The 16,733-nt window shown below is 54.0% G+C and carries 7 protein-coding genes and 1 tRNA gene; 6 read left to right on the forward strand and 2 right to left on the reverse strand.

Annotated features, from left to right (window positions below):
- Positions 1-285 precede the first annotated feature (285 nt).
- From LAO21_20705 to LAO21_20715, 3 genes are all read left to right on the forward strand, one after another.
- Entirely contained in the window at positions 286-3,813 is a 3,528-nt protein-coding gene (locus tag LAO21_20705) for a TonB-dependent receptor (protein MBZ5555142.1), read from the forward strand.
- A gap of 1,188 nt (positions 3,814-5,001) precedes the next feature.
- A complete protein-coding gene (locus LAO21_20710; GenBank protein MBZ5555143.1) occupies positions 5,002-8,142 on the forward strand; it encodes a carboxypeptidase regulatory-like domain-containing protein in 3,141 nt (1,046 codons plus the stop codon).
- Positions 8,143-8,398: 256 nt separating this feature from the next.
- A complete protein-coding gene (locus LAO21_20715; protein ID MBZ5555144.1) occupies positions 8,399-9,310 on the forward strand; it encodes a tetratricopeptide repeat protein in 912 nt (303 codons plus the stop codon).
- Between the two features lie 127 nt (positions 9,311-9,437).
- Here the strand turns inward: LAO21_20715 and LAO21_20720 are convergent, their stop codons facing one another.
- Positions 9,438-10,397, reverse strand: a complete 960-nt coding sequence (locus LAO21_20720) for a hypothetical protein (protein ID MBZ5555145.1) — start codon at positions 10,395-10,397, stop codon at positions 9,438-9,440.
- Positions 10,398-10,957: 560 nt separating this feature from the next.
- On the opposite strand from LAO21_20720, the gene LAO21_20725 reads away from it, so the two are divergent.
- The 3 genes from LAO21_20725 (at position 10,958) to LAO21_20735 (ending at position 12,589) form a co-directional block, all read left to right on the forward strand.
- Positions 10,958-11,677, forward strand: a complete 720-nt coding sequence (locus tag LAO21_20725; GenBank protein ID MBZ5555146.1) for a peptide deformylase — start codon at positions 10,958-10,960, stop codon at positions 11,675-11,677.
- Between the two features lie 196 nt (positions 11,678-11,873).
- Positions 11,874-11,951: transfer RNA gene (locus LAO21_20730), tRNA-Glu, on the forward strand.
- Between the two features lie 242 nt (positions 11,952-12,193).
- The gene (locus LAO21_20735; GenBank protein MBZ5555147.1) at positions 12,194-12,589 is read left to right on the forward strand and encodes a hypothetical protein; all 396 of its coding nucleotides are present in this window, start codon (positions 12,194-12,196) and stop codon (positions 12,587-12,589) included.
- Positions 12,590-12,731: 142 nt separating this feature from the next.
- On the opposite strand, the gene LAO21_20740 is transcribed toward LAO21_20735, so the two are convergent.
- Complete coding sequence (locus tag LAO21_20740) at positions 12,732-16,205, reverse strand: carboxypeptidase regulatory-like domain-containing protein (GenBank protein MBZ5555148.1); 3,474 nt, start codon at positions 16,203-16,205, stop codon at positions 12,732-12,734.
- Positions 16,206-16,733: the final 528 nt, after the last annotated feature.

Raw genomic sequence — 16,733 nt, forward strand, 5'->3', positions numbered from 1 at the left:
GTTACATAATTGCAATTCACATTGGCCTAAGCGAAATGTGTCCGCAATTTTCCCAAGGGGATTGCGGTTCAATTTTCTGGATCAGGTTGAGCGGCACATTCTCAAAAACGGGTGTGCAGCTTTGAGGTGTAAGTGTGTCTTCTGGAAAGGCACTTCCCGGAACCGTTTTGGAGAGGAGAAAATCTCCAGCCCTCAGTAAATCTCTCAGCTGAATTGAAGCTTTGACTTCGAATGTTATTCCACAACCAAGAACCGATGAATCCAAATGACAGGGAGGATAGCCGTATGAAAGAAGTGCATCGGCGGAATCTGTTTTACTTGACGTGTGCGATGGTGATGATCGCTGTTGTGTTCAGTTCATCGCCGACACTCATGAAGGCTCAAGCCACGGTGTCGACAGGCAGCATCCAGGGAACCGTGACCGACCCGACGGGCGCTGTGGTTCCGAGTGCCACGATTACCATAACCAACAGTGCTTCAGGTCAAACTCTGAATTTGACCTCCACTTCGACCGGCACGTACAACTCCGGGCCGTTGTCCCCGGGCGTCTATGTCGTTCGAGTGGGATCAAAAGGATTTAAGACGACGGAGATGCCCGTCACGGTGCAGGTCGGCGTCATCTCCCAAGGCAGCGTGAAACTCGCCATCGGCTCGGAAAGCACCATCGTCTCGGTGGAAGAGTCGGCTGTTACTGTAAACACGGAGCAGGCCACCGTACAAGGCGTGATGACCGCTCAACAGATTGAGAATTTGCCGATTGGCGGGCGAAACTTTCTTGATCTGGCTCAATTGCAACCCGGCGTGCAAATCCAGGACGGCGGGAACTTCGATCCGACCAAGAACGGGTTTTCGTCCATTTCCTTTGGCGGGCGTTTTGGCCGCACCGCTCGCATCGAAGTCGATGGGGTGGACATCAGCGACGAAACGGTAGGAACCACGACTCAGAATATTCCAGCCAGCGCCATCCAGGAATTCCAAATCAGCCAGTCGACGTTGGATCTTTCGACCGAGCTCACTTCGTCCGGCGCCGTGAATGTGGCGACCCGCTCCGGCAGCAATGCCTTCCACGGGGAATCTTTCGTTCTCTGGCGGAGCAACAAGACTTCCGCGCGGCTGGGCGACACAGAGTTTCCTTTCGACCGGCAGCAGTATGGGGCCCGCTTCGGAGGCCCGTTGATCAAGGACAAGCTCTTTTTCTTCGCCGACTGGGAGCGGACGGTGCAGGATCTTTTCGCGGCAGTGCAGCTGCCGTCTCCGTTCAACACCTTCAACGGAGGTTTTAATTCTCCCTTCCATGAGACCCAATTGCTGGGTCGACTGGACTGGCAGATCAAGCCCAGTGTCCGGGCCTTCTACCGCTGGACTTACAACCAGAATAACAACACCTCTGCCTTCATCCCGAACACCTTCGAGCCGTTTGCCAATCGCGACAACACACCCGTGCAAGCGGCGGGATTGGATTTCAACACGGGCTCCTTCACACATAGCGTCCGCTTTGGTTACACCCGCTTCAACAATGCCATCGCCGATGCCACCGCAGGGACAGGCATTACCGATCCCTTTCCGGGAGTCAATATTCACATTGGACCGCTGACCAATTGCACCACACCCGGAGATGTCTTTTGTTCGGGCGTAAACATCCTGGCGCCGCAGGCGACGGTTCAACACAATACCCAGTTCAAATATGACGGGAGCAAGATTTACAAGTCCCACATCATCCGGTATGGCGTGGGCCTCAACCGGATTCTGGGCGGAGGTTTCGCTAAATTCTTTTCGAGCCAGCCGATCATCCGTGCAAGCTTCACTGCCGATGATAGGCTTTTTGCTGACTCCGGGCCGTTCCCTGGAGGCGAGGCCAATCCGTTGAATTATGCCGTGGGTCGCGTGCGATTGGGAAACGGCCAGGGGTTCTTTACGGAGATCCCCCAGCTTGGTTTCCCAGCAGGGGGTCAGTTTGACACGCGCTTTGCCTGGTACATTGGAGATACCTGGAAGGCCAAACCCAACCTGACTATTTCTTATGGGCTCCGATACGTCCGCGACACGGGACGCAGTGACAGCGATCTGGGCCCGATCCCTGTCCTCGATCAGTTCGGAGCCGGATTGGGCGCGCAAGTCCATCAGCCCAATCACAACTTTGCCCCGCAACTGTCCATCGCATGGGATCCGACGAAAAACGGCAAAACAGTGATTCGTGCGGGGGCGGGCCTGTTTTACGAGAACGCGGTCTTCAACAACATCCTGTTCGACCGCCCCGGACGATTGCAGCAAGGGTTGTTTTTCGGAATTCAGGATATCTGCCCCAGCGGGTCACTGGTCCTGCCCAACGGCTCGATCATTGACACCTCGGCGATCTGCAGTGGCCGCATCGGTGACGTGGCCAGCCAATTGCCCGCTCTCGCAGCCACCTATCAAGCTGCGATTAAGGCGGCCGGGGCCTCGGCGAATCCCAACTTCGTCGGGACAACTCTGTCGAACGGGGTCGACTCGACGGGCAACAATTTCATCAGCCCGGACTACCGCACACCGTATTCGTTGCAATTCAATCTGGGGATTCAACGCGAGATACGCCCGGGAACAGTGCTTACAGTCGACTATCTCCGGAACATCGGTTTGCACTACCTGCTCTACTTCGACACAAACCACGTCGGAGATGCACGCTTCCTGAACAAGAATGCGGCGCTGAATGCCATTAACGCCACCAACGCGTCCTTCGGTTGCCCCGCGGGGGTTGCCGGCATCAACTGCGCCATCGGGGCGGGAGCAACGATGGTTGATTATGCTGGAAACGGTTTGGATTCCGGCGTCAGCTTCCTGGCGGGCACCCCTGCGTCCATCAACGGGCTGACCCCCGACACGGGAGCCGCATTTCCGGGAATCAACCCCAATCTGGGTGAAAACCAGATGCTCTTCCCGATCGGTCGATCAGTGTATAACGCCTTGCAGGTCTCCCTGCACTCGAACGTGAAGCATCCTTTCAGCGGTCTGAAGAACCTTGACCTGCAGATTTCCTATTCGTTGTCCCGGTTCAATAGCATGGCAACGGATCAGGACTTCATCAACCCTGCGTTCGATTTCGCTAATACCAACAGCAACTTTGGGCCGAACGGACTGGACCGCACGCATCAGCTCTCGTTTGGGGGCTTGATGGAGTTCCCCGGCGGCTTCCGAACTAGCTTCATCTCGCACATCTATACAGCGCTTCCGCTGACGCTGACATTGCCCGCCACGGGAGACCCCGGTGAAATTTTCCGCACCGACGTCACGGGGGACGGCACCGGCGCTGGAGGTACGGCGGGAGATATCGTTCCGGGGACCAACATCGGGTCGTTTGGACGGGATGTCAAGGTAGGCGATCTCAACAACGTAATTTCGAATTACAACAACAACCTAGCCGGGCATCTCACCCCGGCGGGACAGGCGCTGGTGAGTGCGGGTCTCTTTACGCAAGCCCAGCTCGTCGCCTTGGGCGCAGTGTTACCCACGCTGCAGGCGGCCCCAGCCGGCCAAGTGGGCTTGAGTCCACTGCTGACCTTCGACCTGCGCATGGGGTGGGCTCTGAAGCCCGGCAAAAAATGGGCGCGCTTCGGCGAGAGCTTTACGATCGAGCCCACTGTGTCCATTTTCAACCTTTTCAACTTCGCCAACTTCGACAGTCCGAACAACCTTTCCAGCGGCGAATTGAATGGCGGTGCCGGTTCTCCTAATGGAACCACAGCCGGCTTGCGTACCAACAAAATCGGCTTGGGAACCGGCGTGTTCGGCTTGGGTGCTCCCCGCCAGTTTGAGTTTGGTGTGAAGGTGACATTCTAGCGAGAGCTTACCCTGAAATAAAAAGTGTCCTTGCACGAAAACCTCGGTGGGGTGATTAATCACCCCACCTTTTTTTGTCTGAAATCAAGAAAACATCCGGCCATAATCCTGGAAGAGATATTCCAATCAAATGGTACGAGGCCGGGAAGATTGGAATAGTGCATCGCCGGTCTTCCACCTCCATATCTTGATCTTGCCTCCTGATTTGGCAGAGTTTTCAGTCAGACGAATGAGGCAAGCCTCCCCTGTTTTAGATTCAGGACATCCTCGCGCCAAATTACCTAATCTTCGACTCCCATGATGGAAGGACGGGTCTGACTCTCCAAAAAACCGTATTCTGAATACTGAATAAGGAATTATGTCACTGGCAAGTAGTAGACTCAGGGAACCCGTGTTTTCAGTGATTCCATAATAAACATAATATTTTCAGCATCATACGAACCACCTTGCGAAACGAAATTATCCCTTCTAATTTGGCTCGATAGTTGCAACCTACCCTTTCGTCCCGCTGAGGTCAGTGGGCTCAAAAGTCAAGGTCTCCAGTTTAATCACTGCCACCTTTAGGTTTCCTTTCCCTGTTGCGAATCAGCTCTTGATGGGTTGCAAGACGTCTGATTTTGCCCTCCAAATGAAGTCATTTTTGGAGGACTAGAGGCTAAATCGGAGTTCCAAAGAGTAGTTCCTTCTTTCGTGGGTTGCGAAACGACTGAACTGCACATACAGATTGAATGGCTTTCCCGGGTTGGAGGCAGTCTAACCGTTCCACAGGATCAATTGCCTCTGAGTTCCTAAAGAGTAGTTTCCTATCTCGTGAGTCGCAAAACGACTGATCTGCACAGACAGATAGAATGGCTTTATCGGGTCGGAGGCGGTCTCACCGTTCCACAGAATCATTTTGTATTGTAAGGGTTGCAACAAGTTTTAGAATTCTCGCCAAGCAGAGTAGTAGTTGGAGTCTACACATCTGTTTTTGCCTCACTAAGCTGTTTATTTTCAAAAACGTATGAAAACACCCAAGCAGCCCAGATTGGCTCGGGCTGTTTGATAGACAGGAGAGCATATATGAGAAAAGGGTCGCAACATGGAGGATTCACTAAGTTTTTAGTGGGTGCGATTCTCTTATTCCTTTGTTGTCTTGGTTTAACCTTTGGTCAGGATTTGACTAAGGGGTCCATTAGCGGAATGGTCGTGGATAGCAGTGGTGCGGTCATTCCGAAGGCACAGGTCACACTTGCAGGGGAGATCGAGAAGAGAAGCGCAACTACAAACGATGAGGGACGATTTGAATTCCCGAACTTGATCCCGGGCCTGTATACCGTCAAGGCCGAGATGGCGGGATTCAAAACGATCACCGTCAGCAACGTGACCGTGTACGTTGGAAAAACCTCGGGTTTGAAGTTAACCTTGGAAGTTGGGAATGTTTCTCAGGTGGTTGAAGTGCAGGCAGGAGCGGATACGGTGGATCTTTCAAGCAGCGCCGTCTCTTCCAACCTGAACGTTCAACTCTATGAGAACCTGCCCCTCCAACGTGGAGTGACCAGTTTGTTTTATCTGGCGCCTGGCGCGACGCAGGGGGTGGTCGATCCCGTTCGAGGTGGATCGGGTGCCGCCAACCCGTCGGTTTCAGGCGGTTCGGCATTGGATAATATGTACATTGCGGACGGGGTCAACATCACCGACTCCGCATTTGGTGGATTTGGTGTCTTTTCACGCTCATACGGATCGCTCGGGGTAGGCATCACCACTTCCTATGTGCAGGAAGTCCAGGTGAAGACCGGCGGTTTTGAACCTCAGTATGGTCAGTCCGAAGGCGGCATTGTCAATATCATCACCAAATCCGGGACCGACCAGTATCATGGTGATGCTTGGGGGTTCTTCCAACCACAAGCATTCGAGGCCAACCGTTTTCAACGCGATGATTTTGCCGTGAACAAGGTGGGGAAAGTCCTGCATCCGGAAGGTTATGATTACGGGGTGGATCTGGGAGGACCGATCCCTGCAACCAACAAGAAGATGTTCTTCTTTGGATCGTTCAACCCCTCGATTCAACGCAGTATTGTGCAGGGGGCTGAGGGGTCCGGGATCTTGAAGCTGCTGGGGACGACGTCAACAAGTGCCTTCTCCAAGAATTATGCCCTCAAAATCGATGCCAACATTCACACGGGACATCAGGTTAACTTTTCTATTTTTGGAGATCCCACGACCACCAACAATGGGCCCTGGGCCACATTGAACATCGACAATTTGACTGCCAACAGCAAACTGGATTATGGCACGCGAAGCATGGCGTGGCGTTATTCCGGAACCCTCTCTCCCACCTGGACCGTGAACAGCTCGTTCAGTTGGGGTCACAATCATTTCGATGAGACCGGTTTTGCCAACATCAACCAGCTCGTCGACCGAACCCAGACTGATCGTGGAAACTTTACGGCAGTGGGCCGGGGATTTATTGAGCCGACCCAGAATGACACGTACCGCTACTCAGTCGATACCCAGAAGATCGTTAAAGCCCTGGGCAGCCACACCCTCGCCTTGGGGTATAACTATCAGCGCGCTTTCTACTCGGGAAATCGTGACCGTAGCGGCCCGACTTTCTTGATCCCCACAACAAACGCTGATGGGACCTACAAAGTACCTTCGATTGCAGCCGGACAGACCACAAACGCCACGTGGTCGCTCAGGATTGACGACGCCTGCACCTTGTGTCCCATATTGAATATTCCCGGTACCGGCGCCACCTCAGGCCCGCAACACGTCTATCTCAAGCAGGACCGCGGCGAGTTCGGTGTTCCTAAATTTGACACGCGTTCGAACTACCACTCGGCTTACCTGCAGGATACTTGGCGGTTAAACAGCCATGTGACGGTCCTGGCCGGATATCGTTGGGAGCAGGAGCAGATGATTGGCTCCCCGGGACCTTCGGGCAAACGCAACCACTACACTTTTACCGACAATTGGTCCCCCCGATTCGGGGTGACAATCGATCCTCTGGGTCATGGAAAAACGAAGATATTTTACAACTTTGGCCGATTTTCGGAGTACTTCCCCCTAGATGCCGGCGAACGATCACTCTCGTCCGAGCTCGATTTTATAAATGCCCGGATCGCACCCGCTTTTACCGTCGTGAATGGGCAGCGGGTTGCTACTCTCAACCAGTTTGGGACAGTAACTCCTATCCTGGACGCGGCACACTTACTCACCGGGGCTGTGGGGGGCACCGGGAGCTCGGTCTCAGTTTCGGCACAGGATGCCACAAATCCAATCCTTCCTGGAACCAAATTGGGATTTGCACAAGAACATATGATTGGATTTGAGCAACAGTTGCCCCACGGCCTTGTGCTTTCGGCACGATACATCGACCGACGACTGAAACGAATCATCGAAGACGCAGCCGTTGATCCCCCTGAAGATAGTGCATTCCTGGGTGCATTTGGTCAAACCTACTTTATCGGGAACATAAACTCCAGGACGGATGCCGCAGTAAACCCGATTGAGTTTGTTTTCCCTGTCGGGGCCCCGGTCCCGGCCAAGTGTGATCCCAACCTGGTCTCCACTGCGTTTGACCGAAATAATAATGCCCTGGGTCAATTTTGCTTTGCCACACTGGGCGTCAACGGTCAACCCGCGGGCAACTCGGGGGCGGACGGTGTTCCGGATGGATTCGTTGATCCGGTTCACATTTACCGGGCCGTCGAAATTGAGGTCAACAAGCGGTTCTCGAACAACTGGCAGTTGCTCGCCAACTGGAGAATTGCCTCCCTGCGTGGCAACTATGAAGGACATTTCCGCAATGACAATGGCCAGACCGATCCGGGTATCAGCTCTCTGTTTGATTTCACGGCAGGCTCGTTCGGTTTGTTGGGCGATCAGTTCTCCATCGGACCGCTCAACTCCGATCGTCGCCACGTCGTGAACATCTACTCCAATTATGGGCTGACCTCGAGCGTGTTGGGGGACCGTTGGAAGTTCTTCAACGGCCTGAATCTGGGCGTGGGTTTCCACATCGAATCCGGTCTGCCGATGAGCAACCTGGCAGCACATCCCGTTTATTTGAATTCGGGTGAAGTGCCGCTGGGTGGCCGTGGTATACTCGGACGGACCCCGGCCGATTTTCGCCTCGATCTGCATGCCGATTATCCGTTCAAGATCACCGAACGAGTGAAGTTCACAGTCGTTGGTGACATCTTCAACATCACGAACACGCAGACGCTGCGATCAATCAATCAGCTCAGCGAGAGCACCTTCCAGCAACCTAATCCGGATTTCAAGCAACCCATCTCCTGGTACAATCCGGTTAGTTTCCGGCTGGGTTTGAAACTGAGCTTCTGATTTAACGCTTCTGCGATTCAATTGACGAGGGAGGGGAGTGATCCCCTCCCTCTAGTTTTTTATGTTATCCTGAATGTGTGGGGACAGACACCTGCCTTCTCGGAAAATTGAACATTGTTTGAGAGTAGGTGTCTGTCCCCTTTGGTTGGAAAATGAAGGGAGAGTTAAGGACGTGATACACCGCTATCGATGGTGGATCTCATTATTGCTATCGTTCGTTTTCTGCTCACCCGTCTTTGCCCAGCAACCGCAACGCATGACGAATTCGATCCATGGACAGCTTCGCTTCGCTGAGGGCGGCCTAAAAGCAGAAAATGTCCTCGTACGTTTGGAGACTCAAGAGGGCGGAGTGGTGGCGGAAGTGCGCACGGACCGCAATGGAAAATTTGATTTTTCCAACATTTCCCAGGCGATGTACAAAGTGACCGCCACAATGGAGGGCTATCTTCCGGCTTACCAGGAAGTCAACTTGATGACTACTTACACAGAATATGTCATCCTGACCTTGATCCCCGACAAGAATAAGATGACTCGGACCAAAGCGGATAACGCAGGGATCCTGCTGGACTCCAAGGCGCCGAAAGAAGCCCAGGACGAGTACGAAAAAGGTCGCGCGGAGCTGTTGAATGCATCAGATCCCGCCAAAGGAATCCCTCATCTTGAAAAGGCTGTAAAAATCTATCCCGATTTTGTGGAGGCACAGCTCTTATTGGGAACCGCTTACCTGGACTCTCATCAACTGGATAAAGCCGAGCCGGCGTTGCTCCACGTCCTCAAAATCGCTCCCAAAACGGCGCAGGCGAATTTTGCCCTGGGTGAGGTTTACCGGGAAAAGAAGGATTTTCCAGCGGCCGAGAAAACACTGCTTGAAGGCTTGAAATTGGATGACAAATCCTGGCAGGGGCATCTGACCCTGGGACGTGTCTATTGGGAGATCGGAGATGTTCCCAGGTCGGGAGTCGAGGTCGGAAAGACTCTCCAGTTGAAGCCCGATTGCACCGACGGGTTGCTCCTCGCTGGAAATCTTCTCTTGCGGGCCCGCAAACCGGTCGAAGCCCTCGGGATGTTCCAGGAATATCTTCGCCTGGATCCGAAGGGTCCATACGCGGACCAGACAAAGAAATCGGTGGAGAAGATAAAGTTGGCCCTTGCGGAAGAAAAGAAGTAGTTCGGCTCCGCCATTCCCGGGGTCCGGCCTCTTCGGCCGACAGGAAGCTTTCTGTTCCCGCCTGAAGAGCTGGCCCCCGGATGACGACTGGCCGGGCTGTGAATCCCGCCTCCTTCAACCCTCTATTTCAAAAAAGCACCGGTCCCGTCGTAACATTCTTAATCCGCTCATGAGGACGCGTCGAGCTGACTGCTTCCTGTCGTCCCTTGCCTGCACTCTTTGCGACCAGAATGATGTCAGAGTTGGGTGGGGCACCCCCAAATTGATTTGCCTGCTGAAGCAGCGCGGTCGCCGCAGCCCCGTCACCGGTGCTGGTGTTTCCAAAGACAACCAGGTTTCCGACAAAATTATTGGCCGAGCCAAGTGTGCCCGGAAATACCTGGCTCAGGAAAAGGGCAACATGGCTGAATTGGTCCATGGTGAACACATGCTGGTCAATCATAGTGCCGGAGGAATTGAACAATTGGGCCGTCATGACAATGGGACCGAATGTGTTGTCAAATGGATTTGCCATGGCAAACCCGATGTCCTGGTTGGTGGCCGCATCTCGAACCACCGGCAGAGAGAACTGACTGAAGATCGGGGTGGGTGGGACGCCCACCGTGAAGATCGGAAATCCCGTGAATTGATTTCCTTGATAGAAGGTAAAGGTCAGGTACCCTCCGATCACGTCAGCTCCTAAGTTACCTGAGGCGTCGGTCTCGAAGATCCGCAGCCAACCTGTTTTCAACTGACCTGTTCCCGCGCTCAGCAAACGGCAGGCAGAGAAAGGGGAAATCGCAAAAACTGTCTGAAGACCAGTGGCCGAATCGGTGCTCAGAGGACAGTCTGTCTGGAATCCAATATTGAGGCTGTTGGCCGGGTTGGCATCATCAAAGGAATCGACCACCGCATGCACCAGAAAATTATTGGGATTTGAGACCAAAAGGGTCGCCACGTAGGTCCCGGAACCGGACTGGCCGTTGGCAATGTGGGCGTAACGGAGGATGCTGTTCAGATTGGTTTGCCCAGGAATCGGGACGGATAAGAACAACATGAGGAACATTGCTGTCAATAAACTGATGAATATCGGCTTTCTTGTTTTCATGGGCGTTCTCCTCTCAGATGACAGGGCAGTGAGGATTCCCTGCCTCCCCTCGCTGGCCGTCGAAACAACATGACCCTTCAATGCCTTGGAATCGCCCGGGGACCTCTAGAACTAAATTTCAACCCCGCCCGGTATTGCTACTTACACCTGTTGGAGGATAAAGTTTAAGGAAAAGTTGCTTTGCCGGGCTGACTCTTGTCATTTCCACCGCAATGGGAGCCCGAAAATTCCAAAATCCAAATTCCAAAATCCAAACAAAACTCAAATTCCAATTGATCAAACAGAGGCAGTTGTCAGTTCTCAGTTGTCAGTGAACAGCCATCAGCTATCAACGCGAGGAGTGAGGAGTATAGAGCCCTTGAGCCGCTCTTCACTGATGACTGAGAACTGACAACTAATTCCGACAATTGCTCTTGCATTGGTTTGCTGACGGCTGATAGCTGATGGCTCCTTACTGAGAACCGAGAACTGACAACTGAGAACTTCTCGATAAACAAGGGCAAGTGACATCCCGCTCAAAATACTGGTACAATCCATCCTCAGGAAGCAGCAAATCTATCATGCCAGAACGCAAGATACTACAGCTGGGAGTACCGTTGTTATGGGAGCGATCCCGGAGTGTGGCCGATATGAAGGACGCCGGCGTGCGCACGGTCATCCAGGACCTCGATGACACCCTGGCCTGGTTTCGGGCCACGACCGGATGGGGCCGTGGTATTTCCGCCCCACAGATCGGTGAGTTGACGCGCATCAGCTTCATTCACGTGGACGACGTCCTGTCGGGTGAAAGCCGGCTCATGAGCGAATCCGATACACAGCTTCAGTCGCACGAGCGCCTGGTCCTCATCAATCCCGAGATCGCGTGGCGCTCCAAGGAAACCTTCGCGCTCTGGGACGACTGCTTCAGCTTTCCGAACCTGCTGGTGAAGGTGTCCCGTCACGAGGCGATTGAGGTCACTTACGCCAACCCACGGGGAAAACCGCAGCGGCTGCGCGCAGAGAGAGGTCTGTCGGAACTCTTGCAGCACGAAATCGACCACCTCGACGGTATTCTCGCGCTGGATCGTCGCCTCGACGATCACTCGGTTGCCACTCGTGAAGCCTTCGCGCAGATGGAAATGACTCCCCAGCGCCTTGGGGCGACTCAGGTCTGGAAGCCCCAGCCGGAGAGTTCCACTCCCCAGGCCTCTCTTCGCAACCCGAAACCCGCGACGCGGGCACGCCTCCTGATCCCACAGAACCTGCGAAACCTGTGGACCAAGTATGTCTCGAAGCGTTGAACTCGGGGTGCTCACGGTCTCTGCATTCGAGGCACTTTGAGACCATGCGTCTTCTGTGTGGTTCGGCGGAGAGAGGCGGAGGGAGATAGAGAGCCGGAGATTTCGACCGATCTGAATTCCGCAATCCGCAATCCGAACTCCCCAATCCGCAATTGCATTTTCCACGCTCATCCTCTACACTACCTCGCGCAACGATGGCGCTATCGTCTAGCCTGGCCTAGGACGCCGCCCTCTCAAGGCGAAAACACGGGTTCAAATCCCGTTAGCGCTACCACACCTATCACCAGCCCCCGAAGACTCTTCCTTCCGCGTCCCTGTGGTGTTTTAATTGTTGTATGCATATTCAAGAAAGCCCCAAAATCCTCGAGCCAAGATCTGAACTCGAATGATAGCCAGTCATCAGTTCCATTTACAGGCGTCGGAAGTTCTATTGGACACGGAATGACGCGGAGGGGCGCGGATTGAGGAGCACTGTAATACTTGGTCATTTGTTGATTTCCCCTGAAAGGAGAAACAATGTTCAAAAAGCTGCCTTCCCTTATTCTGGTCATCCTGCTCATCAGCGTCTCAGGAGGTCGGCTCGCTTATGGCAACCAAAATCAGGAGAAGGCGCAGGCCTCGGATCAAAGAGTACGAGATAACGTGAAACGGATTGGAACGGGGGAAAAAGCACACATTGAAGTCACGCTGAAGGATAAAACCATCCTCCGGGGCTATGTCAGAGAGGCCAGCGAGAGCAGCTTCGTGGTCGTTGATTCCAAGACAGGGGCCGACTCTGCGGTGCAATATCAGGACGTGAAGAAGATCAAGGGAAAGGGGCTTTCGACGGGGACCAAGGTCGTCCTCGGATTCGGAATCGCAGTGGGTGCCTTGGCGATCCTCGTTCTGATCGGACTGAACCAAGCCGACTGAAGCGTGCGGGCTCGCTCCTGCTGGCGGAACGATTTGAGCGCCCACCCATTGTCCCCCGCTCCTGCCCACTGCCAAAACAAAGCGCCCCGATCCGCCGTGGGCGAATCGGGGCGCTGAATGGAACAAGACAACGGCGAGGCGGTTAGAAGTACACCTTCGCCGCCAGTTGAACGAAGCGCGGATCTCGTGCTGTCGTGACACGTCCAAAATTAGTGGAGTTAATGTTCGCCGTGGGCGTGTTGAACTGCGTGTGGTTGAAGAAATTGAAGAATTCGAAACGCAGTTCGATCCGGGTGGACTCGGTCAACTTGGTGTCTTTGAACAAGGCGAAATCAAAGTTGTTAAGCCCCGGTCCGTGGAAGTTGTTGCGGCCCTGGTTTCCATAGGTTCCGAAGGCCTCCCGCGCAAAGGTGTTCGGGTTGAAGAAATAATGGTCGCGGGAAGTGGTTCCCCCCGCTACCCCATTCACAAAAGTGCTGGTCCGTGGGTCAGCGAACTGCGCAGATCCGAGGCTGTTCGGGCGATCCGGACAAGCATAATAGTTCCAGTTGGTGCAGATCAAACCTCGCAGGCCGCCATCATACACGTTGATAGGAAAGCCCGACTGAAAGGCAGTAATACCGGTGATCTTCCAACCTTCGGTCAACCGACTCGGCAGCTTGGAAAAGCCCGCCATATGTCGGAAGGGCAGTTCATAAGTGTAACTGAAAACGAACCGGTGTCGCGCATCGAAAGCCGAGTCACCGCGCAGCGCCGCCTGGTTGTATACGTTGAAGCCCTGAGCGGTTCCAAATCCGGTGTTTTCGAAAGAAGAGCCATTGTCAATGGCGTGAGCCCACGTGTAGGCAGCGAGGAACTGCAGACCCTTCGAGAAGTGCTTTTCCACCCGCAATTGCAGGGCATTATAGTTGGAATTGCCAATGCTCGAGATCATGCCGATCCCACCGAAAATATCGCCGGGATAACGGAAGTTATTCGGGAAGAAGAGATTCTGGTTCCCGCGATTGGTGACACAAGTAGGATTGGCGGCACAGCCGGTCGGGTTGGTCCCCAGGTTGAGTTCGTACGAGGCCACCAACCGGTGAGCGCTTGCCCCCACGTACGCCACCGAGAGAATCGTGTCCCCTCTCAGTTGCCGCTCCAAGGTCAGGTTCCAGTTTTGCGCATAGGGACTTTTGAAGGTTGGATCCAGGACGCTGATCCCCAGCGGTTCGTATTGAGTGAAGTCGACGCTGCTGCCAAACGGCGGTGAAGTGGAAGCTGGAAACTTGTTGCCAATGCACTTCCCGGTCTTGATGTCGCACCAAGGGTTGGCAAACTGTGGGTTCCCAGCGGCATCGCCGATTCCTCCCGAGCCGAAACCAAACGGCGGGGATTGCAGGAATTGCAGGGTCATTTCTTCTTCGGAGCGGTTAAAGTAGATTCCATATCCGGCCCGGATGCTCATTTTTCCAGACCCGCCGGACAACCAACCCCAGTCCGGGCTCCAGGCGAATCCAAATCGTGGGCCGAACTGTTTCCAAGCGGTCGATCCGGCGGCGTCGTTGATATCACCTTGGAAGACATACCCGAGCGGGGCCGTGGGAAAGAGTCTTGACTGCAGGCCAGGTCGGAACGCCACCGTGGCGTGATTCTCATGGTAAATGTCACTGAGCGCCGTATCGATCTGCCAACCGACTCCAAAGGTCAAGGTCAAGTTCGGACGGATGCGGAATTGATCCTGAGCATAGGAATAGTATTGTTGGGCACGGGCGTCAATAACGTCACCAGTGCCTTGCAAATAGCTGTCCGGGATCCCCAGGAGGAAATCAACTCCCGCCAGCCCAGTCGTGTACGGCCCGGTTGCCGCAAAAGTGAAGTTGCCATTGTTGTTGGCGGAGAACGGGTTGTAAACCTGGAACCGTCGCATGTCGAAGCCGAACTTCAAAGCATGCCGTCCCACGGTCCAGGAGATGTTATCAGTCACCTGATAGGTCTGGTCAATTCGCGGTTGCGGACCATTGTTTGAAAAACCCAAGGTAAACAAGCCGCTGACGGTGACCAGAGGAAGACCGGCCCCGCCTGGATTTTGTGGCGTGATCCCCGAGAAACCCGCGGAAGAGGGGAGAGTCGGAGTTTGAGGAAAAACAGCCCCGAAATTCAAGCGGGTGTACCCAAAGCGCGCTTCATTGAGCATCCGGTCACTCAGGATGTGAGTCCAGGACGCGGTCCACTGGTGTTGATGACTTGTGCTGACCTGGTCGAACCCGGGCAGATTCGCCCCAGTGAATGGAAGTTGGGCACTTGCCGGAGCGGTTTGCCAGAACCAGTTCACAAAGATATTGTCTTTGGCTGCTCGGGCCAGATCCACACGCCCCATCAACTGGTGCGCTTTAGTGCCATTCACCGCGTTAAAGAGAAAAGAGTTCACACCCTGATTGGGCAGCGGCACAAACTTGTTCATCAGCCCAGAGGCTACAGAATTGAAATTTGAGGTTGGGATGTGTCCGTTGGGAAAAAGTGTGGCGCAGTCCGAGGGCTTTCCGGTCTGCGGGTCTTTTGGGCAGCCGGGCGGGGCGTAAGGAGTGCCCGCAGGATAAGTTTTTCCATCCTCTCCCACCATCGGGAAAGGAGAAGTCCCCGTCGATGTGGCGAGGGCTGGAAAGATACCCCCCCGCTCCGCGGTGCTGAATACGGTGACGCTCCCTCCGCCACCTGGATTGCGGTTCCGGGTGCCCTGGTACGAGAAGAAGAAGAACGCCTTGTCCTTTTTGATCGGTCCGCCCACGGTTCCCCCGAACTGGTTCTGGTGGAAAATGACCGCCTGTCCTGGGGCACCGAAGAAGTTGCGTGCATTCAGACTGGTGTCCCGGAAAAATTCGAAGGCACTCCCGTGGAACGCGTTGGTGCCACCCCGGGTCACCGCGTTCAAGATGGCGCCGGAGTTGCGGCCGAACTCCGGATTGAGCGTGTTAGTCACCAGGCGGAATTCGGCAATGGCATCGGGACTGACGATGATTAAAGGAGTGTTGAGTGGTAGGTCGTTCGCATCCGTCCCGTTAACCATGTAGCTGTTCTGCTGTGATTGGCTTCCATTGGTGGCATAGTTGGTTCCAAATCGATCCGAGGCACCCACCACGCCCGGCTGTAATTGTTGCAATTGCACCCAATTTCGGCCATTGAGAGGAAGATCCCGGATGGCATCTCCAGTCACAACGCCACCAAGCTGCATGTTGGTGGTTTCCACCTGGGCGGCGTTGGCCTGAACCGCAACCTCCGTGGTCACCTGCCCGACTTCCATCGTGATGTTAACCACGAAAACCTGGTTCACCATCAGCTTAATCCCTGTTGTCACAAAGGTCTTGAATCCAGCCTTTTCTGCGGTCACTTTGTAATTTCCAATCTGCAATTGGAGAAAATCAAAAGATCCGTCTGTCCCCGATGCCATCTCCCTCGAAATATTCTTATCTACATTAGTGGCGATGATTTTGACATCGGGAACTACAGCGCCAGAAGGATCCGTAATAGTGCCCCGGATCCTGGCATTCAGTTGCTGAGCCATGACCAGACTGCACGTGCAAAGGCTCAGGAGAACGCCAAGAATGAGGCACGTATATATCTTTCTTCTTGTCATCATAATGTTGTCCTCCGTCTTTAATCGTTTGTTGTTACTCCCCCATCAGTGCCGTCTCAGGCGCGCGAGGACATGGGGAGGCACGAAGGCAACTGCAACGTTCGAGTTGCCTAAGTTGAAGGTCTGCTTACGGGCGTTAAAAGCGACCCGAATAGGTTTTCCTAAAGGATGGAAAAAGGAGAGAAAAGACGCCGACCGTTTAATCCGCCAATTTTGGGCGCTCCAACACGGCGTCCTAGAGCCTTCTAACTTATGTTATGACTCCCCCGTCAGTGCTGCCCGAGGCGCACGAGGACATGGGGAGACGCCAAGGCAGCTGCAGCGTTCGCGTTGCTTAAGTTGAAGGGTTGCTAACGGGCGTTAAATACGACCCGAAAAGGTTTTCCTAAAGGATCACTCTTGTCCAAATTAGCTTTTTAAAATGAAAGGGGTTGAGCCATCACGTATGATGGATTCGCAGTCCGGAAGATTGCAAATTCACATTCGGAGGCTCAACCGTGAACACATTTTGCAGCATTTTCAGTCAACTTC

The sequence above is a fragment of the Terriglobia bacterium genome (assembly GCA_020073085.1).
Lineage (GTDB): Bacteria > Acidobacteriota > Terriglobia > JAIQFV01 > JAIQFV01 > JAIQFV01.